We start from the raw sequence: 20,033 nt of genomic DNA, 5'->3' as shown, positions 1-20,033 counted from the left end.
TGGTCATCGGGCACAAGAAGGATTGACTTCGTTCGCCACGAACGCGTAGCTGTGGTTGTCCTTGAATCTTGCGTCACCTTGAGGCTCGATGGCGCAACATCGGGTCTGATAACCTGTGCGGGCCAGCAGGTCGAGGACCGTGGTACGATCGACTCCCTCGTGAAGCTCGATGACCAACTTCGGGTGCTGCCGCCGAAGAAGGTCTTCCATTCCGCGAAGAGCGTCGATCTCCATGCCTTGCACATCGATCTTCACACCATCGATTGCGTCGATCCCCCCGTTTAGTCGCGGCCACAACCAATCGAGGCGCGCAATCTGAATGGACTCCCACCAGCGCTCCGCGTCGGCAATGAGCGTCTGGTCAGCCATTCCCCGCTCGAGTGGCAGCTTGAAGCATGCGAGACTCTCGGGGTCCCCTAATCCGCAGGGCACGACCGTGGCCTGTGTCAGGCCGTTCAGGATCCTGGTCTGAGCAACGCAGCCGGCAGTGGATACCACCGGCTCGAACGCGAACACCCGCCCGGAAGGGCCGACCAATCTCGACAGCCCAATGGCTGTATAGCCATAATGTGCGCCCACGTCGAGCCAGGTTTCGCCAGGCTTCACGTTCTGCTGGAACCAATCAAGAAGATCTCGTTCCGTGCGACCCATGATGCTGCCGGGATAGTCGTGCCACGATGTTACGATGCGGGCGCCACGAAGAGGGCCGGCAAGTATTCGATGGGGCTTGACGCGGGCCGACAAAAATCGCCGAGCTAGTGGTTTTAGTGACAAGGGTGATGAGCCTTGAACTTCATGCCCCATCAGGCTTCAACTCGAGAGGAAAAGGCTGACCTGTGAGAATGCTCTCGATGGTCATTTCGACCCGGCGTCCACAGGTATCCCATGAGTAGTTCCTGGCGAGTCTCTGCCCGTTTTGACCCATCGCCAGACGCTGTTCTGAGTTAGAAAGCAACTGTCCTATCGCTTCGGCAAAACTGGCCACTGTTCGCTCGGCAACAATCCCGGCGGCGCAACGACTGACCTCGCCGGCGTAGTTCATTGTGTTCGAACAGACCACTGCGCGCCCGCTGGCCATAGCCTCGAACATGGCAAAGCCGAAGTTCTCGGCGGCGGAAGGCAGGACGAACACGTCGCAGTCGGAGAATGCTGCGAGCTTTTCGTTCTCGTCGAGCGGCCCAGTAAGCACGGTCGTTTTCTGAATTCCGGCTTGTGCCACCCACTTCTGCACCTTGCTAGTGAAAGATGCTGGATGACCACCTCCGGCAATGGCCAGGCGAACATCTGGTATCTCTCTTACGACCCGCGCGATCGATTCCACGAGGAGGTCCAGGCCTTTCTTGACGTTCAGGCGACCGAGGTAAAGCACCAGTGGTCCCTGATGGCCAGCCATGTGTTTCTGGCGGAACGCACCGCGGGCGGGCAGATTGGCAAATTGGCGTGCATCGATCCCGTGCGGGATCACAACCGAGGGCGCCTTCAGCCCAAGCGGCCTCGCCTCGTCGCGTTCTCCTTCAGCGCTGTAAAAGAGCACCGACGCGTCGTCAAGGATCCGCCGGCCGACCATTGTGTCGTAGACCACCTTTCTTGCCCTCCCGACTTCGCGCTGGACCGGTGCAAACACGCCATGCGGCCATAATCCGAACGGCTTCCCAAAGCGCTTCGCCGCAACGTAGCCAGCAAGTACCGGGAACGAGTACATCGAATGAAGGGTGATGAAGTCGGCGCGTGGGGCACCGGCCAGGGCCGCGAGGTACAGGGCGGGCGAAAAGCACCAGCGGCCTATCGCCGGGAACGAGACGACTCCGGCGTGACCGGTCCTGGTCGAATCAAGAATGTCACCGATGGTCTCATGAAGCATCGAATGGGCCGATGGCATCGGTTGTCCGCCGATTGCCAGCACATCATTGTGCCCGTGGTCAGCCAGGGCTTGATGAATGAGCGGAACACCAATCAGCCCAATGCCTCCCGTATCAACTCGCGCACCTTCACAGAACCCAAGGACTCTTAGCATGTCGGTGGGCCGTGGGCACCCACGTCTGGCGGCGTCGGTCCCGTCAAACATCCGAGACGCTTGTCCAAGAGAGCGTCGGCGGAAGTGGTCGTGCCGGAAACTTCATCGTAGACAGCGAGCGTGAGCCTCGCAGTCTGATCCCAAGTAAACTCCTTGGCTTGCTCAAGGCCCTTGGACCGAAGTTGCATAGCATGATCGGCGTCTGTGATGATTCGCTCCAGCGCTCCCGCTAATGCGTCGTCGTCTTCTGGATCTACGAGGTCTGCCGCTTGCCCTACCGTTGCGCAGACCGATGGGATGGCGGACGCCACAACCGGCGTGCCCGATGCCATCGCCTCCAGGGGCGGCCAGCCGAACCCCTCCCATAATGATGGAAACGCCAGGACAGTAGCAGCCCGATACCAATCGGCAAGCGTCCGGTCGTCCGGGACGAAGCCAATGGATCGGATCCCGTCCATGACAGCGAGACGGTGTGCCAATGCAACCTCGTCTTCATAAAGCGGCACACCAACTCTCGCGAGGATTACGGCTGGACCAAGCTGGTGTCGCAGCTTCGCGAGGGCGCGAAGCAGACATGGCGTGTTCTTGTAGCGGCCGCGGGTGGCAACTTGCAGCACGACCTTCGTATCCGTGCTTACGTTAAGTCGCCGCCTGATGGCATGAGCCTGCCACGGCTCACAAGGTGCGAAGCACTGGCTTACCCCGAGTGGAATGACAACGATGCGAGACGCTGGAATATCCGTGTACTCCAGCAAGCTGTCTCGAGTGGCCACAGAGTCGGCCAGGATCTTGCTTGCGCGAGCCATTTCCCTGATTCGAAATCTGAATGTCGTCACGACACTTGCGGGAACACTCATTGGAACTCGCCGGTGGGCACTGAGGAGCGGAATAAGGTCGTGGCAGGTGACAATCGTTCGAGCCGGGTCAAGCGCCCTCACCAAGTGACCGTACCCATGGTCCAGCACATGGAACACGTCAGCATCCCGGCTGCGAAGGGTCAGGGGATACGTGACGTACCGAGCCACTGCGCTGTCGAGCCTTTCAGCGTGTTTGCTTTTCCATAGCGCCGAGAGCCACCGTCGCTGAACCGGCTGGACAAGCCCAAGAGCCCATCCCGCCTGGGCAACTGCTGACATTGCTGACGAGAGCTCACGGGCGTAGCGCTTCATGCTGGCGCTGCCGTCAGCTGTAACGCCGCCAAGCAGCAGCGCCCGGCGGGAACCGACGGAAACCAGAGATGACGAGCGAGCGCTCAACCGGGACCTGGTTCCAAGGGCTTTTGCGCAATGAGTTCGTAGCTACTCGTCCATATCCAGTCGAAAGGAGGGATAGCGAGCAGCTTTGGGACGAGGTGAATGGCGTTCAGTCTTGCTGAGGCGGGGACGCCGCCCATTCTCCACACCTTAGGAACCTCGAACCCGGCGTCAGTAAACAGCTGCCTAGCGGTTGCCCTTGTGAACCCCCGAACGTGTGTGTAGTCGGACCAGACGCGTCGGCTCCGATGACAGATTACGGAGGCCAGAACGATGCCACCGGGTCGGAGCACGCGATGCAACTCAGCCGCGGTCTGCCACGGACGCTGAAGATGCTCGAGAATGTCCTTGGCCACCACGGCATCGAAGTGACCGTCGGCGAACGGCAAGGGCGCTGGCGCGTCGAGGTCCCACACCGAGGCACTCGCGTAACCCTTAAGGCGAACAACGAGTTCGGGCCTAATCTCAAGGCCGTGCACTTCACGATTGTGCGGCTTCAGCGCGCCGATCGCGCCTTCGCCACATCCAAGGTCAAGAACCCGTTGCGATTCCCCGAGCTGGTCCCAATAGAAACGCGCGACGGCTGGTCTCATCTTTTAGCAGCTACGCAATTCTGAATCGTGGCGCCAGCGTCCAGCCGAGTCCACGACGGATGAGGACGTGGTTTTCTCCGTGGATGAATGCGTCGAATTCCTCTGCGGCCGTCGCCTCGAAAAGGGCGGCGGTCGAACGCAGCCGTTGGGCGTCGTTGGCCTCGACGACGATGACGTTAATCTGATGGATCCAGCCGGACGAATGTTGAAAGAGGTCGAGATCGGCGCCTTCAATATCTAGTTTTAGAATATCGATCGTAGACCACCCTTGCTCTTCCATCAGTTCGGGAATGGTGACCGCAGGCACTTGTTCCTGTAATGACTCTTCCGACAGGTTTTCGTGTACGGTGAACGCTTCGTAACTCTCTCCCGCGATTACACTCAGTTTGGCGTTCCTGTGCCACACGCCCGCGTGTTTGACGATGATTCGATCCAGTCCCGAGACGTTTCGCTGTAGAAAGGAGCAGTTGAGAGCATCGGGCTCCACCGCAACGATCGTCGCTTTCGGATACCGCAACCATAACTTGACGGTTTCGTCTCCGATGTTCGCCCCGCAGTCGACAATAGATCGCACCGGCCGCCCGTCGGTGTCCTGGATACACCAGGACTCTTTGAAGAAATGGCTCATGACGCCACGGTCTGCGGAACCGCGGAAGTGGAATGGTTTAGGAAAGCCAGGAATCCAAATCGCTCTGACCTTCGCCGAGGCGCGTGCGAAAAGCTGAATCCGCGCGGCATTTCCCAGGCCGAGGTTCGTCGTACAAATCGAGAAACTCAGCAGCCACTTCAGGAGTCGAGACACGAGCGACAGGTCGCGAGCCGGACCGACCTCGAATCGGGTCTCATGCGCGTCGAGCGTGGCGGGCTTCACTCGACCCTCCATGTTTTCCTGCTGCTAGCCGGTTGCGGGACCGACCGGCGCGAGGTTCTGCCGCGGCGGCTCGCGGGCGCTCGGGCTTCGAGATATGCGGGCTTCTGGCAGACAATGAGCATCGGCACACCGACTACCAGGAATCGAATCAGGACGCTGTATGGATTCACGAAACCTGCGTCGAGTGACAGGAACGTCGGCATCAGCGCAATGTAGAGGAAGCCTCTCGAATCCGCACTGGCGCGCTCGCACGATGGTCCCCAGCGAATGAAGATGAGTCGCCATACAAGACCCAACGCGAACATCGCGACCAATCCACCGACATAGCCGAAGTGCAGCAGGAGCTCGCCGGGAAGGGGAGGAGAAAGTCCGACGGTCCTTCGCCCACTGGCCCAATCACTGAATCGGCTGGCGGTCGTCGCCATCGGTTTCTCGGACCAAATGGCCCTTGGCACAAGCCCGGTGGCGACGGTCAGCCACAGCGGGTCCGGAGTTGGCGCCGCGTTGAGATTGGCGAAAATGACAGTGAAAGACTCGAGAGACGAACCTCGCTCCATCATGTTCTCCCACAACAACGATGGCTCCAGCTTCGGCCTATTATCAGCGTCGAGGCGAAGGATGCTGATGCCAGGCAGGACAACAAGAACACAGAACGCTATAAGAACGAGGATCAAGCGCGCAGTCAATCGGCGGTAGCCATAGTGGAATGCGCCCACGGTGACCAGCACCATGGTAAGGGCTCGCGAACGGGAGCCGATGAAGACTGACAGGCCCACTTGGAGGGGCAGCATGATGGCCCATGTGAACGCGCGATCGAAGAGAGACATGTAGGCTGCGCCCTTCGTCCGGCGCCAGATTGCGAACCGGTACATGCCGAGCGAGAACGGCAGGATGGACAGTTCTCCGAGCAAGCTCAAGTTTTCCAGGCCGCTTTGCCCGGTGTCGTCCAGCGCGACGTACCGTCCGTACCCGACAGATGCCGTGTACGCAACGAGCGTCCCGAACGTCGCGATGAACGCGATTGTCGTGACTGCCGACGCCAGCCGCGTCGCCATCGCACGGTTCTGGACATTTCGAGCGGGCGCCACGATGGCTGCGAGCCGCAGTCGATACCCGAGCAGGAACAGTGCGTATCCCAAAAGGAGGTAGAGCAGTGCTCCCAAGGAAAGGCCAGTGTCGTAGTCAAAGACCCAGCGCAGTCGATATCCAATGAGCGACGGATTCGCCCCCTCGACCAGACCGTCGACGACACTGAAACCGAAGCCGACTACATACGCTGCCGCCAGGAGCGATGGTGGCGATAGCCAGTCAATACCTGCGTTCGGCTGCATCCCCGGATGCGACACGCCTCCTGCGTGACTCCGGGAGAATAGTTTCACCACGCGAGCCTCAATCGAGTGTATGCACTCCGAAGTGCATCCCAATCACGATGCGATATGGCGCCAGAGGTCGTTAGGAGTACAGCGAGAGTCGCAGCAAATCCGCCGCTGATCGTGAAGATATGGATGGGCGATCCGCTGAGGTAGGTCGCGACATACCAACTTGCGGCAAAAGCCAGCAGCACCGCCGAGACAGTCTTCACGTAGGTCGGTTGTAGTAAGTGAATGCGTTGAAGCCGCAGCAAATAGAACTGGTAGACGGCGTTTCCAATGATTTGGGCGATGGCATAGGTTCCGACAGCTCCCGCTAGCCCCCAGCGCCCAATCAGAAAGGGACCAATGCACACGACGCTGATGCCCTGTAACATCCGAGAGACCATGATCTGGCGCGTCCTGCCGAACGCCCTGAGCAAGCTCTCGTTCGGACCTGTTGACGCATTCAAGAGAATCAAAACGCACACCGCCTGGACAACCCATGCTGCCGCGAGGTATTGCGGTCCGAAAGACCAGGCCAACACTCGCTCTGTCGAGAGCAACAACGGCGCGGCAATCAACGCTGCGCTGATGAAGCACCAGCGCGATACGAACACGTAGTCTTCGACCAGTTCCTTTGGCGACGCCGATGTGCGCCTTGCCCACATTGGTAGGGCGGCCGTGTCGAGAGCCCCGGTAGGCATGTATACAAAGCTGGTGAGAGACATCGCGACCGCGTACTGGGCGACGTCACCTGCCGATGTCGTCTTCCCGAGCAACAGGGGGATGAAGCTCATTGGAAGGCTGACTAGGCCACCGATCAGAAGGGGCAAGCCATACCTCAGAAGGTCGGCGCGCGCAAAAACTGTCGGGCTGACGCGCCATTCCTGTCGCAGCAGGTAGTAGGCGCTGGTCACGAGCAGTGACAGCAACGCGCCACTCACGTACACGACGCTCACTGCACGCAGGGAGGTGATGTGGAGCAGTGTCAATGAAGCGAGGGCCAGCGCGATCCAGACGGCTTTCGCAACGTCGATCCAGAGAACCTTAACCCACAGGCGATTGATCCCGCGGAAGCCGGCGCCCAGGATCTCGGCCAATGCGACGAAAGGGATGGACAACGCCAGGATGATGATCGTGTCTCTCAGCGGCTGACACTCTGAGGTCCCCTGGCCGGCCACATAGGTGACAAGAACGATGATGAAGGCCGCAATGCCCGCGGTGGTACCGCCGGTCCAGATGGCACGGTCCACCACACCCCTGGCTTTCTGCAACGTCGGTTCGTCCGCGTGGACCGCAACGAACCTGGCGACGGCATCCGGCAGATTCATCTGCCCGACCGTGACTCCAACGCTCACGATCGTCTGGGCTATCACGAGCACACCGAGGTCCGCGGGCGTCAGTGTTCGCGCCAGCAGGATCTTGGTCGCGAATCCGAGGCCCAAGCCGCCAATCGATCCGCCAAGGCTGAGCGTGGATTCACGGGCCACATGAATCCACCGGCTTCCACTGGCGGTACTCACAATGCCAGGACAGGACGTTTCGAACGAGCGGCGAGCCGCAGGGCCGACTCCTGCTTTCTGGCCCGGAGATTCCTGAGCCCGAATGCGATTACCCCTGGATCAAGCCCCGCCAGCGGATTGAGCGCTCTGGCCAGTTGGATCGCTCGGTGAGCCGACTCCCAATCGCCGGCTATGCCGCACCGCAGAGCCGCAATGATCGACCGGTGGCTGCACTCGCGCGAGAGACGCGCGCGCACTTCGAGGAGTCGATCTGTCACGGCCCCAGCCTCACGGAATACATCCGCCTGCTGGTTTACGATGCGAACGACGTGATCAACGCCGGGCTTTTGCATGTCGGCGGATAGGTTGCCGTCGTGCCTCCGGACGCACGCCAGGAGTTCGGGGACAAAGATAAAGCCGTGGCGGTACGCGACACGAACCGCGAACGCCCAGTCGTCGAAATAACCCTCGTCTTCGCGCCATAGCCCGACGGCCAGCATCGCGCTGCGGCGGTAGACCAGCGCAACAGGATTACAAGTCAATGTCTTGAGTTGCCAGACCAACGCATCTTCGCCGGCTGCCGTGAAGCCTGAATTTGAGGAGAGCATCTCCTGGATGCAGCGGAGGTCCTGGTCCACAGCGTAGAATCCAGCTTGGGCAAAACCTGTCGTGGGGTTCAATTCGAGAGCCGCAACCATCCGTTGAAGGTACTGCGGAGCATAAAGGTCGTCGTCTGGTAGCAAGGCGAAGAGTTCGCCCTGGGCGATCCTGACGCATTCGTTGAAATGCCTGGGCACGCCGAGTTTTCCGGCTGTACGCCGATACTTAACGCGGGGGTCGCCTGTGCTTCGGGCGACCTCGACGGTCTCCGAGTTCGAACCGTCGTCGCTAACAATGACTTCGTAATCCTGATAGGTCTGAAGAAGAACGCTCTGGATTGCCTGTTTGAGCAAGGCAGGGCGATCGTACGTCGGAATGGCGATGGTGACCTTGGGCATCAACTGTTTCGAAGGGCCACGGCGGCAAGGGTTGAGCCTTCGAGCCGGTTCATCTCGATATTGTGAACGCCTGCCGACCCGCCGAAGCACCCGCCGCCCTGCGTGCTAGAGTCGCCGAGATGGATGATCTCCTGGATCGCTGCCTGTCCGGCAATCGTCCCCTTGGCCGGGCCCTGCGTTGGCCGCTTGGTTTGCTTCCGTCGTCCCTGACCCTGCCGATCCTGAGCGGTCCGGCTAGGGGATGTCGCTGGCGACTTGGCTCGACGATGCGCCGCGCGTGGGTAGGCGTCTACGATCGCGCCATTCTGGCTGCGGTCCTGCCGCATATTCCTCTGGGTTCCGTGGTCTTCGATCTTGGCGCCCATGCGGGCTACTACACGCTCGCCCGGCTCTCGAAGGCCGGCCATGTTTATGCTTTTGAGCCCAACCCCTCCGATCTCACTCAGCATGTGGCAATGAATCATCTGGAATCCCGCGTCACGATTTACCCTGTGGCAGTTGGCGCTCAGTCTGGTAGCGGGTTTCTGAGTCAGGATGACGATCCGTCAGTTAGGCACATCGCCTTCGCTGGTGATCCCGTGCGCATTGTCGCGTTGGACGACATCGACCTGCCCGATCCGGTCTTCATAAAGATGGACATCGAAGGCGCCGAAGAGGAGGCGCTGCTTGGGATGGCGAAATTGATCCAGCGAGCACGCCCCCCTGCTGATCGCTTGCCACGGCGACGGCGTCAAACGGCGTACTCTCGCGTGGCTTTCCGCGCAGCGGTACGAGATGAAATTGGTCAAACCGCCCGACACACTGCTCGCACATCACACTGATACCCCACTCTCAGCTCTGGCTCCGGGCTATCGCGTGTAGCGTCGAGCCCTCGAGCTTGGCTGCCCGACCAACCAGGCTTAGTATCGACGACACGAAACTGTAGAGAGGACCCTTCGACAATCCCAGTCGCCCGGTCACAAATCGGTCGATGCGGCCCATGTCTTCAAAGGGTCTGGGGATGCACTCCACGACCGAGAATCCGGCATGTGTGAGGGCCTTGCGGAGCGAAGCTGTCGACCAGAACGTAATGTGGTGCGGCGGGTAGTTATTCCACGTGCAGGTCCCATTTCTCAGCGAGTGGCCGACGCTGTACCAATTCCGATTGGGGATTTCGATTACTAGAAGTCCTCCAGGACTAAGAATCTGATGAATGTGCCGAAGTAAGCCGAGGGGATCATCGACGTGCTCCAGAACGTGCGACAGCAGCGCCACATCGAAACGTGCACCAATCTTGGCAAGATTTCGCACATCGTCCACGCGCGCCGGTACGCCGAAGCGCTCGTTGGCGACCCGGACGAGATCTTCGTTGAAGTCGATGCCCAGGCATTCGAAACCCCGCCGCTGCAAGTCGACGAGTAGATAGCCGGCTCCACAGCCGACGTCGATCGCACGGTTCGCGTCCGGAGTCAGGTGAGCCACTGCCTGTCGGATCTTGCGGATCGTGAACTGATATCCGGGGTGGATCTCTTCGTATGATGGCGCGACGTAGTCCATGTAGTTGGCCTGATAGTAGTCAAGGGGCGCGGCCACAAACGGTTCCGCGAATTCAAGATCGCACGACCGGCAGGCGACGATCACAGACTCCTTGTATCGCCAGGCCTCTGCAACCTGGGTCGAGCGGCAGATTGGACAGGTTCTATCCATAGTTCTAGCCGAGCGTCTCCAATTGCTCACTGGTAGCCTCGACGTCGCTTGGACGCCCGAGCACGCGCTTGAACACTGCCAAGTTCCGATGGCCGTATTCATCCCACGTTCGGGTTCGAGCTGCGGCCGCAGCTTCGGCACCCATGGCGCGCCGCAACTCGGCGCTCTCGTACAACTCAAGGAGGCGCGCCTTCAGAGTGTCCACATCGCGTGCTGGGACGACGAATCCAGACTTGCCCTGCTCAACCGCATCGGCGCTTCCGGCATTGGCCGATACGATCACCGGTAGCCCACTGGACATGGCCTCTAGCGTCACATGTCCCCAACCGTCCTCGATAGACGGCAGCACGAAGACCGACGACTCGTTGTACCAGCGCGCCAGTTCCGCGTCCGACACACGACCGGTCAGCCGGTACCATCCGCGGTACTCATTCAGCAGCGCGTCAAACTCAGGCTGCGGCCCACCGACCAGCAACAACTCGGCGTTCGGCAACCGAAGGTCGCGAAAGGCTTGCAGCAAGTACTGAATACCCTTTCGAAACTCGATGCGGCCGACCGCGATCACTCTGAAGACATCGTCTGTCTTCCTGCCTGGACTGAAGAGTCTTGTCACCCCGTCTGGAACGATGCTGATCTTGCGGTCCGGTATGCCACGATCGAGGAGACTTCGCTTCACAAAGGTCGATGCAACGATGATGTGATCGGCCTCCTCGAATTCCTGAACGCCTTGGTCAACGAGCCGCTGATCGGTGACCACTCGCCGCAGGCCGAAAGCGGCGTATTCCTCTTCGAGCATCTGCTTCTGAGTGGCAATGTGTACGGACCCAGTATTAAGAACGGTCACGGCACCAAGGGACTTCGCCTTCCGCATCGACTCCAGGGCCGACGAGCACCAGCCGTTGAAGAGGTCGCAACCCTCAAGATTCCGCACGACGACATTCTCGAACATTCGCATCGTCCAGTAGTTGCGCTCCGCCCGAGCCCGTAAAATCGGCACCTGGCGCATAACGTAGTTCAACCCGCCGATCCAAGGTGCCGTTACGAGATGTGAGGGCGCTAGTGCTAGTGGTTCGAGCGTGAACCGCGGGAGCGTCGTAACAATCCGCCCGAGGCAGTCCCGTCGTTCGAGGTATTCCGCAAGCCTGAATGGTGACGGGAAGCGTCCTCCAATTGAGATAACAACTTTCATCTACGACCGCCCTCGTCGGCAATTCCGCTGGAGACTATTTCGATTTGAGCGAGGGCGTCACTCATGACCTCGACACAGCTATTGCCGGACGCAAGGCACCGCCTAGTTCCGGCATCAGCGATAGCGCGCCGCTCCTCATCATGCGATAGGTAGTACCGGATCTTCTCCAGACACTCGTCACTCGAACCGAAGAACGCCGCTTCGCGGCCTTCGGCGTAAAGTTCACGGTGCTTCTCGGTACGTTCAGCCAGAAGAAAGCCGCCACAGGCCGGGATTTCGATTGATCGGCCAGTGTAATCGTCTCGGTTCGATGCCGAGACGAATCCCAGGCAGATTTTGCTCTTTGCGACAAGGGCAGCGTATTGACTCTCGTGGACGTTGCCGTGGAAGTGCCGACGGTGGCGGTAGTAGACGATGTGGCGGTTCCAAAGGCCACCATACACATCGACCTGTACGGACGCCGAAGCCAGAAGTCGCGCGATGGCATCTACGCGGCGGTCGATGGCCGTCCCGATGAACAAGACCTCATGCTGATAGTCCGCAGTTTCCGTGGCCTGCGCGGGTGGCGCGTGAAGAGCGGGGTAGTAGTGGTGTCTGGTCAGATAGACATCGGTTGCACCACTAGCGCGATAGGCGCTGATGTCGTGCGGCCTAAACACGAAGTGGATGTCGTACTCGGGAATTGATGCGATGAACTTGCCCCACAGTTTCGCTTCCCTTGTCCGATTTCCGAAAGGGTTATCCGTTTGATAATCAACAAATATCGCGCCTGGTGCGATTCGTTTCGCCGCGCGAAGGGTCGGCGGATCCATGAGAACGGCCTTTTCTATCCAGACTACGTCAGCCTGGGCGCCGCGAACACTCGCCAGGAACGATTGATTGAACGCATGTATGGTTTTGGGGGGAAATGGCTCCCTACGGATTCGCCCGATCAGTCTGTCAATCTGGGTTCGTTCTTCAAGTGGCGCGAAATCGAACGGTTGAACATCGCACCCGAGCTGGCGAAGCGACTCAAGTCGCTGTCTGCCTGTAAGGCGATGTGATTCGAGGTGGCCGCAGAAGAGTATCCTTGGACGGAAAGGCATAGTCTTCGCGGATCAGCGGCTCACAGTGCTTCGAGATGTGATGCGCTGTCCCGTGACCAGTTCAAGAGCTGCAATGACGCCAGCGACGCACTCCCGATAGGTGTAACGTCTTATCTTGTCTCGCGCCGCTTCACCCAAACGCCGCCTCAGCTTCTCGTCGCCAATGAGCGCCCCAAGTAGTCGTGCGAGGTCTTCGCAATCGCCAGCTTGGTACGTGTAGCCCGTGTGATTGGGAACCACCAAATCGCGGCTCGCGCCGACCTGAGTCGTGGTCACAACAGGAAGCCCAAGGGCCATCGCTTCGTTCAATACTAACCCCCAGGTCTCGTTGCTCGACGGGAGCACGAGCACGTCAGCACACACGTAGTAACGCGCTAACTGCGTCTGATTCTGGAATCCCACAAACGAAGCGGTAACGTTAGCGTCGGCAGCAATTTGAGTTAGTTCCTCCCGAAGAGGCCCGTCACCAATCACAAGCAGGCTGGCTGCATGACCTTGCCTGCCGAGTATGTGAATGGCCTGGATTAGATCTTGGACGCGCTTGAGCCTGATCAGCTTGCCGCTGTAGACGATGATCGGCCGATCACGGGGCAGGCCAATGTCGCGGATGGTCGTAGCCTTTCCGGGAATGTGTCTTAGTCCTTGCTCGCTCAAATAGTCGTTGTCCACGCAATACGGAGTGGAGAACATGTGTCTTTCGTCCACGCCGTAATGCAAGAAGAACTCTCTGTTCGCCCGTCCGATTGTCAGAAAGGCGTCTGTCCATGTGAAGAGACGCCTCAGAACGATGCCTTTCAGCCATTCGATTACCGCTGGACGCCGCCTCAGGCGGTGGGATTCCGTTCTCAGGAGAATCGGGGTTCTAGTTATCCACGCGCCCAGATAGGCCAGTAACGAAAGTCTGGTCGCGTAGCTGTGGATAAGGATGGCGTCATACCTACCGCGCCATAGGTAACCGATTATTGCCGCTGTCCGGAGCATTACCAGCCATCGATCGAGACACCTCGTTCGCGTGCTAAGAAACGTGCTGTGGTAACCAGTGAGCAAAGGACGGTCCCACACGATCGGGATCCCGAATTCTCGGTCCAATTCGCCGGTGACACTTCCATCGTGTCCGTAGTAGACCATCAAGTCGACTCGTGGGTGCCGTGCGAGCTGCTGAAAGAGAGGTGCTTGGTACTGAACTGGGTGAGACGTGACTGCGGCAAGCCTGAATCTGTATTGGGGAATAGCCTGTTCCACGTCAGGTGCGCTCACAACCGATTAATGCGGTCACGAGCCCGTGCCACGCACAACGGCGGTGACTGTCCGAAAAAGGATCTTCATGTCGAGCCAGAGCGACCACCGGTCGATGTACTCGAGATCCATAGCAACCCAGTCGTCAAACTTGCTCACCGTGTTTCTGCCACGTACTTGCCATAGACACGTAATCCCCGGTTTGATCGACAGCTTCCGCTTATGCCACAACTCGTAGCGCTCGAGCTCGTGCCGGAACGCCGGCCGCGGACCAACGAGGCTCATATCGCCTATGAGCACACTCCAGAGTTGTGGCAACTCGTTCAGGCTGTATTTGCGCAGGAACTTGCCGAGGCGCGTCGTCCGCGGATCGTCCTGAATCTTGAAGACCGGTCCGGACATCTCATTCTTATCGAGCAAAGCCTCGCGCAGGCTTTCTGCCTCGGCGACCATTGTCGTGAACTTGTACCCGGTAAAGGGGAGTCCCTTGAATCCGATCACCCGCCACGGGTAGAACACGGGCAAGTTGGGTGTCGTCAGTTTGATGGCTAGGGCAACGAGCGCAAACAGTGGGGCGAGCAGCACAAGCAGTAGGCTCGAGGCGAATACGTCGAACAGCCGTTTCACGAACATCGCATCGGAGTTGAGACCGCGCGGCAACAGCACAATCTCAGGCAAACCTGTGGCCGAGGCGCTGGCCAGTTGAAGGTCCCTGAGCTCTGGCGCCACAAAAGCGATCGGCACGATGCGAAGGGTCACTCGGTAGTAGTCGCACGCCTCCACGATGCCTGTGAGGCCAACATCCACGGCATCCGATTGAACGACGACGATCTCCTGCACCGGTTGGTGGATCAGTAACTGGCTCAAGTCACTTGAGGAGCCGAGACACGTCAGGGCGGGATCACCGTCTGGCGCGGCCTCGCCTGGTGGAACCAAGTATCCAACCATGACGTAGTCGGTTGGCGACAGCCGCTGGCGCATGTGGTCCGACACGCGCCTGACGCCTTCAGGCGCCCCGACCAGGAGGACCTGTTTGACGTATCGCCCTGATGCGGCGGCCCGGCGCTGATAGGTAGCGACGGCCAACCGGTACGCAAAGAGACCGAGACCCACGAACGCCGTGCCCGAGAAGATCAGGAGGCGACTGGCGCTCGAGACCTTGAGTGCATAAAGGACCATTGTGACGACGGCGAGGCCGAGCACTGGTCCCAGGGTGCTGCTGATGAACAGCCTGGTCCTCGACTGCGCCCTCAACTGTCCATAGCCCCCGAGTAGCTCTACGGAGAAGAGCACAGTCGGGACCATCAGCAGCACGGGCCACAGCGCCTCTTCCCATCCTGGCAGCTGCCCGCCTGCAATTTCGTCCGGCACGGCGAGCCACAGCAGTAATGGTTCCGGCACCAGTCCACTCGCGACGACGATGCCCTGGAGAAAGGGGAACGCTCCGTACGAGGCGATGAACCCGGCGACAACAATTATCGCGTCCATAAACCAAAGGAACCGCCTTGGCAGACCGTCTGACGAAGCCGGAGTCTGGCGGAATGGCGCCGCTGGCGCCAGCCGACGGCCCCGTGCGAATGGGCTTACCGGGGTGGGCGGTTTGAGGGCCGCTCGGGATCCTAGGGGCATTCTCTGGATGTCATCTTCCGAGGCGCTCGAAGGCATGGTCGCTCTCAGACACCTGCCTTTGAGTAGTAGTTCCGGTATTCACGGCGGTAATGGCGCGCGTAGTAGTACGGGTTTCGTCGGACATCCACCCGATTGAGAATTCCGCCCACATACTTTGCCCTGGCTGAATCCAGTTGCTCGAGTGCTGCCTTGGCGGCGCCTTTGCTCGTCATCTCGGCACCAACCACAAATACAACGCCGGTCGCGCCGTGAGCGATCACGCTCGCGTCCGTCACCGCCATCACCGGCGGCGAGTCGATGATCACCCAGTCGAAGTGCTCAGCGAGCGACGCCATGAAGTCCTTGAATCGCCGCGACCCCAGGAGTTCAGCGGGGTTCGGCGGGTGCTTGCCCGCCGCCATCAGCCACAGGTTTGGCGTCAACGTCTTCTTCACCGTCTCGCTTGCCTTCGCGTCGCCGACCATGACGTTCGAGAGACCCGGTTCAAGCCCCACTCCAAAGAACTCGTGTGCTTTCGGCCGGCGCATGTCGGCGTCGATGAGAAGCACACGTTGCCCCGCAAGCGCCAGCGACATCGCGATGTTCGCCGACACCACGCTCTTGCCTTCGCCCGGACCCGTGCTCGTGACGACGATGGACTTCGAGCCGGCATCCGCGGAGGAAAACAGAACGTTGGTTCGAATCCCGCGGAAGGCTTCTGAGAATTCGTGAGGCATGCCGTTGCCAATCAGCGGCGGGCCCACCGCGTCTTTTGCGGCGAAGAGCGGCACCATTCCCAGGAACGGCAGCCCCAGCTGCGTCTTGATCTCATCCGGTTGCTTGATCCGGCTGTCGAGATACTCGAAGAAGAATGCCAGCCCGATGCCCAGGAACGAACCGCCGAAGAGCGCCAGCAACAGGTTGTTCCTGGTGTTGGGACTCGACGGGCGCCTCGGGATCTCAGCCTGATCCACAACCCGGATGTTGCTGGTCTTGAGCTCCCCAGAGATACCCGTCTCTCGGCTTCGCTCAAGGAGGCCCGAGAACATTGTTTGGTTGCTGGTCGCGTCGCGCTGCAAAACACCGTACTGGATGGAAGCCCGGTTCAGATCTTGCGCCTCGGCCCGCTGCTGATCCAGCGATGCCTGCATCGACCGTTCGTTGGCCTGGGCTGCCAGGTAGTCGTTGCGCAGCGCCTGCACCACTTTCTGCACCTCGGCGTTGATGCGCGTTTCCGTGGTCCCGATCGCCGAATCAACCTTCACCATGTCTGGATGGCGTGCCAACATTTTGTCGCCGAGCTGTGCCTTCAGCCGTTGTTGCTCGTTCAATTGCCCTTTGAGCTGTTGAATGAAGGCGTTGTTGAGGATGGCGGGAAACGTGTCGACGGCTGTGCGGTCGTTTTGAATGGCCCGGATTTGGTTGTAGACGGACTCTTTCTCGATTCGGTCGGTGCGCGCGCGCGTGACGGCAGCATTCAAATCCGACAAACGCTGGAGGACGATGTTCTGCCGGTCCTCAAGAGCCATCGCACCGGTTTTCTCGCGGTACTGCTGCAGCGCCTGCTCGCTCTTCTCCAGTGATTTGCGTTGCTCGGCGGTCCGCGCGTTTAGAAAGTCCGTGGCTTCCTTGGTGGCCAGGAACTTGAACTCGAGATTTTGCTCGATGTACTGCCTGGCAAGCGCATTGGCCACCCGCGAAGACAGGGCCGGGTCGGACGACCGGAAGCTGACATCCACGAGCCGGCTGTTGCGAACGGGGGTCACGGTGACGCCGGTCAGGAACGTGTCGATGGTGCGAGACTGGGTGGCATTTTCAGCGACCTCCGGTGCTTCAGCTTCAGGCTCCGCAACGAAGAACCCCTGCACGAACTTCACGCCCGCGCCGGCCCAGGCGATTGGGTTTAGGCTAATACCAGGCGATTCACCGGTACCCGCCAATAACGGATGCTCCCAGAGTTTCTCGGCCTCGAGCGTGCGGCGTGCCAGGGCACGGCTTTGCAGCAGTCGGTACTGCGTCTGGTAGTAGTCGAGTGCCTTGTTCTGTTCGTACACCTCCTCGAACTTCACTACGTTCGGGGTTTCGTTTTCGATCAGGATTTGCGTCCGCGCGCTGTAAATCGGCGTGGTCGTAAATGTGTAAATGGTCACCGAACCAAAAACGAGCAGGAACGCCGTGATTGCTGACCAGCGCCGCTTGTGCAGCACGCGCAGGTAGTCAACCAGGTGCACTTCGTCGCCGCCCGCCGCTTGGCCGTACCCGGCGCCGTACCCGCTGTACCCCGGTGGCGCGCCGCCGGCAGGGGCGGGCGCGGGATCAGCGAATCGCCCATCCGCCTCAGCCCGGACCGAGCCCTGGCGCTCGGCGCCTGGAGGGGAGAGCGGCGCAGCGTCAAGGTCCAGGCGCAGCGAGTCGCGCTTGGGATCGATCGGCTGGTCGGACATCAGAAAAACCTTTCGGGAACCATGATCGTGTCGCCCGGCCGCACGATGTCGGTGAGCTTCACTCGCACCTCGATCGTCTTGCCTTTCTCAATCCGCACGATCTTGATCCGGCCGGTAGCACCCCGGTCATTGACTCCACCCGCGAGCGATAGGGCCTGGAGAACCGTAGTGCTTCGTTGAATTGAATATGCCCCAGGATTCTTGACCTGGCCGAACACGTAGACCGATTCGGCGCGAGGAACGAAGATGGTGTCGCCATCCCTCAGCGACACGTTCTGGCTGAAGGCGCCGCTCTGGAGTTGCTTCAGGTCAACCGTGGTCACATCCGTCTCGTCGCCGTTCGGCAGCACTGGGGCCGAAGTCTGTTGGCCTGGCTTGGCCCGGACCACCAGCGCCTCTCCCGACGCACTCGGCAGGGTCGATCCGGCGCGCGCCACGGCCTCGATCAGGCTCATGTCGCCCGCCAGGGGATACGTGCCGGGATTGCGGACCTCGCCGACGATGTGGATCTTCTGGCTGCGGTATTGCTCCACGCCAACCGAGAGCTGCGGATCCTTGAAGAAGCCGTCCTTCAACAACCGCTTGATCTCGGCTTCGAGTTCGCGCAGCGTCAGGCCGCCGGCCTTGACCCGGCCGACCAGCGGAAACGTGAACGTGCCGTCGGCGTCGACCGGATACTTGCCGCTCAAGTCGTCCTGGTCGAACGAGGTGACGGTCAGGATGTCTTGTGGGCCAACCACGTAGTTGTTCGGCTGCAGTGCCTGGAAACCGCGGACTGCACTGACAGTTAGCGCGACACAACAAAGGGTGAGAACAAGTGATCTAGTACCCATAAGTCATGGAAAACCCTGCGCGCACGCCGCCATACTCGCGGCCGCGAATTGCTGAACTGCGGTAGAACGACTGCACGTCAAAACTCGCCCGGACGCCGTCTCGCACCGCGTAGCCGATGCCGCCGGCGAAGCGGCCCACGAAATCCTTACGCCGGTCGGCGGCGTTGTTGGACTGGTACGCGAGCCGGTCGCGGCCACCGGAGAGCTGCGCGTCCCACTTGCCGGTGACGCGTTGGGTCAAGGTGGCGGTCCAGCCGGTCTGCACGTAATACGGCGTTCGGTTGTCATACGAATACTGGATGTCGCGATCGACCGCCGCGCCAAGGCGAGTCTGCGTCGGCGCGGTGTACGACACGTCGACATCAGCCGTGACTCCCGAGAAACCGGGCAGGGTGCCGCCATCGGCCGCGGTCAGCTTGCGGAACCCCGCGAACGCGCTGCCGCGGATCAGCGCGAAACGGCCCAGTTCGAATCCGCTCGATACTCGGAAGCTATCGGAGTTGCGTGCGTCCTCGAACTCGAACCGCTCGCTCTCCCGCGACACGCGGGTGACCCACGTCGTCAAGGCGGTCAGGCGCTGGCGCCAGCCGAGGTCGACGGCTTTCAGGGTGCGGTTCAGTCCCTGGTTGAGCGGCCGGCCATCGAACACGGCGTCGCCCGCGAATTTGTAGTCAAGCTTCCTGAACTCGAGGCGAGCGCTCGACTTCGACATGAACATGACGTCGCTGCCAAACTTGAGATCGGTCTCGTAATGGCGTGCGCGGACGTCGATCTCATGGCCGGGGCGCTGCTTGGTGTTCAGCGTGCCGGCCGACGCGTACGGCCGCACGCGGTTGAACCGGAACTCGTATCGCCCGGTAGCATTGCTGTTGACCGACCGCTCGGTGTCGAACTTCTGGAAGTAGACGAACTCCGCACCGCCCGAGACGCTCAAGAGGCCGCGGCCCGTGCGCAGATAGAGGTCCGCACTTGGCGCCGTCGTGAAGGTGAAATCGCGCTGTCGATCGTCGACCGTGTTGAACACGTTGGTGTCGATACCGGCGTTGCTGAGAACGAAGCGTGGGCTGACGCCAACCACGCCTAGGTGGATCGGTGCCGACGCGACGGGATCGTCGGCCGGGGCTTGCTGCGCATGTGCCGCCTGCGAGAAGGACAACGCGTACAAGAGGATGACAAGAGAACGCTTTATCAATGCCGACTCTCGAATTCTAATCCGGCGCCCGACCACAGCAGAGGTCCGACCAGGCGCCCGGCAGTTGTCTTCGTCTGTCTCTTTCGGAGTTGGATAGAGCTTCGCCCTCTGACTTACAGGCGGGGCCGCGGGCGGGCGCGTCGATGCAGTATTCCCGGCCGTAGGCTGGGGGGCAAA

The 20,033-nt window shown here is 60.3% G+C and carries 16 protein-coding genes; 2 read left to right on the top strand and 14 right to left on the bottom strand.

What is annotated here, in order from left to right:
- Nucleotides 1-3: 3 nt before the first annotated feature.
- Both WC815_09485 and WC815_09480 read right to left on the bottom strand, forming a co-directional pair.
- Complete coding sequence (locus tag WC815_09485) at nucleotides 4-651, bottom strand: FkbM family methyltransferase (GenBank protein ID MFA5908994.1); 648 nt, start codon at nucleotides 649-651, stop codon at nucleotides 4-6.
- Nucleotides 652-793: 142 nt separating this feature from the next.
- A complete protein-coding gene (locus WC815_09480) occupies nucleotides 794-2,065 on the bottom strand; it encodes a glycosyltransferase (GenBank protein MFA5908993.1) in 1,272 nt (423 codons plus the stop codon).
- A 1,450-nt stretch (nucleotides 2,066-3,515) separates the two neighbouring features.
- On the opposite strand from WC815_09480, the gene WC815_09475 reads away from it, so the two are divergent.
- Complete coding sequence (locus WC815_09475) at nucleotides 3,516-3,884, top strand: hypothetical protein (GenBank protein MFA5908992.1); 369 nt, start codon at nucleotides 3,516-3,518, stop codon at nucleotides 3,882-3,884.
- Here the strand turns inward: WC815_09475 and WC815_09470 are convergent.
- The 4 genes from WC815_09470 to WC815_09455 are packed head-to-tail and all read right to left on the bottom strand — an operon-like array spanning nucleotide 3,871 to nucleotide 8,583.
- Nucleotides 3,871-4,731: an FkbM family methyltransferase gene (locus WC815_09470; GenBank protein ID MFA5908991.1), complete on the bottom strand. Its 861-nt coding sequence runs from the start codon at nucleotides 4,729-4,731 to the stop codon at nucleotides 3,871-3,873. The genes WC815_09475 and WC815_09470 overlap by 14 nt on opposite strands.
- Nucleotides 4,728-6,062, bottom strand: a complete 1,335-nt coding sequence (locus tag WC815_09465; protein ID MFA5908990.1) for an O-antigen polymerase — start codon at nucleotides 6,060-6,062, stop codon at nucleotides 4,728-4,730. The genes WC815_09470 and WC815_09465 overlap by 4 nt, the downstream gene beginning before the upstream one ends.
- A 44-nt stretch (nucleotides 6,063-6,106) precedes the next feature.
- On the bottom strand, nucleotides 6,107-7,573 hold the full coding sequence (locus tag WC815_09460) for an oligosaccharide flippase family protein (protein ID MFA5908989.1): 1,467 nt from the start codon (nucleotides 7,571-7,573) through the stop codon (nucleotides 6,107-6,109).
- A gap of 29 nt (nucleotides 7,574-7,602) precedes the next feature.
- Nucleotides 7,603-8,583, bottom strand: a complete 981-nt coding sequence (locus WC815_09455) for a glycosyltransferase family 2 protein (protein ID MFA5908988.1) — start codon at nucleotides 8,581-8,583, stop codon at nucleotides 7,603-7,605.
- Nucleotides 8,584-8,702: 119 nt separating this feature from the next.
- Here WC815_09455 and WC815_09450 point away from each other — a divergent pair, with 119 nt between their 5' ends.
- Nucleotides 8,703-9,404 carry an FkbM family methyltransferase gene (locus WC815_09450; protein MFA5908987.1) on the top strand — a complete coding sequence of 234 codons (702 nt, stop codon included), beginning with the start codon at nucleotides 8,703-8,705 and terminating at the stop codon, nucleotides 9,402-9,404.
- A gap of 10 nt (nucleotides 9,405-9,414) precedes the next feature.
- On the opposite strand, the gene WC815_09445 is transcribed toward WC815_09450, so the two are convergent.
- The 8 genes from WC815_09445 to WC815_09410 form a co-directional block, all read right to left on the bottom strand.
- Nucleotides 9,415-10,203, bottom strand: a complete 789-nt coding sequence (locus WC815_09445; protein ID MFA5908986.1) for a class I SAM-dependent methyltransferase — start codon at nucleotides 10,201-10,203, stop codon at nucleotides 9,415-9,417.
- A gap of 70 nt (nucleotides 10,204-10,273) precedes the next feature.
- Nucleotides 10,274-11,287 (bottom strand): glycosyltransferase family 4 protein, encoded by a 1,014-nt coding sequence (locus WC815_09440; protein MFA5908985.1) that lies wholly within the window; start codon nucleotides 11,285-11,287, stop codon nucleotides 10,274-10,276.
- A 167-nt stretch (nucleotides 11,288-11,454) separates the two neighbouring features.
- A complete protein-coding gene (locus tag WC815_09435; protein ID MFA5908984.1) occupies nucleotides 11,455-12,270 on the bottom strand; it encodes a glycosyltransferase in 816 nt (271 codons plus the stop codon).
- 285 nt (nucleotides 12,271-12,555) lie between these two features.
- Nucleotides 12,556-13,248: a glycosyltransferase family 4 protein gene (locus WC815_09430; GenBank protein ID MFA5908983.1), complete on the bottom strand. Its 693-nt coding sequence runs from the start codon at nucleotides 13,246-13,248 to the stop codon at nucleotides 12,556-12,558.
- 567 nt (nucleotides 13,249-13,815) lie between these two features.
- Nucleotides 13,816-15,267 carry an exopolysaccharide biosynthesis polyprenyl glycosylphosphotransferase gene (locus WC815_09425; protein ID MFA5908982.1) on the bottom strand — a complete coding sequence of 484 codons (1,452 nt, stop codon included), beginning with the start codon at nucleotides 15,265-15,267 and terminating at the stop codon, nucleotides 13,816-13,818.
- 185 nt (nucleotides 15,268-15,452) lie between these two features.
- On the bottom strand, nucleotides 15,453-17,831 hold the full coding sequence (locus WC815_09420; GenBank protein ID MFA5908981.1) for a polysaccharide biosynthesis tyrosine autokinase: 2,379 nt from the start codon (nucleotides 17,829-17,831) through the stop codon (nucleotides 15,453-15,455).
- Complete coding sequence (locus tag WC815_09415) at nucleotides 17,831-18,664, bottom strand: polysaccharide biosynthesis/export family protein (GenBank protein MFA5908980.1); 834 nt, start codon at nucleotides 18,662-18,664, stop codon at nucleotides 17,831-17,833. Before WC815_09415 ends, WC815_09420 begins: the two co-directional genes overlap by 1 nt.
- Nucleotides 18,654-19,856, bottom strand: coding sequence for an outer membrane beta-barrel protein (locus WC815_09410; GenBank protein MFA5908979.1), 1,203 nt, complete (start codon nucleotides 19,854-19,856; stop codon nucleotides 18,654-18,656). Before WC815_09410 ends, WC815_09415 begins: the two co-directional genes overlap by 11 nt.
- Nucleotides 19,857-20,033: the final 177 nt, after the last annotated feature.

It is taken from the genome of Vicinamibacterales bacterium, from assembly GCA_041659285.1.
GTDB lineage: Bacteria > Acidobacteriota > Vicinamibacteria > Vicinamibacterales > UBA2999 > 12-FULL-67-14b.
The sequence above is the reverse complement of the archived record's forward strand: the minus strand, read 5'-3'. Positions and strand labels throughout refer to the sequence as shown.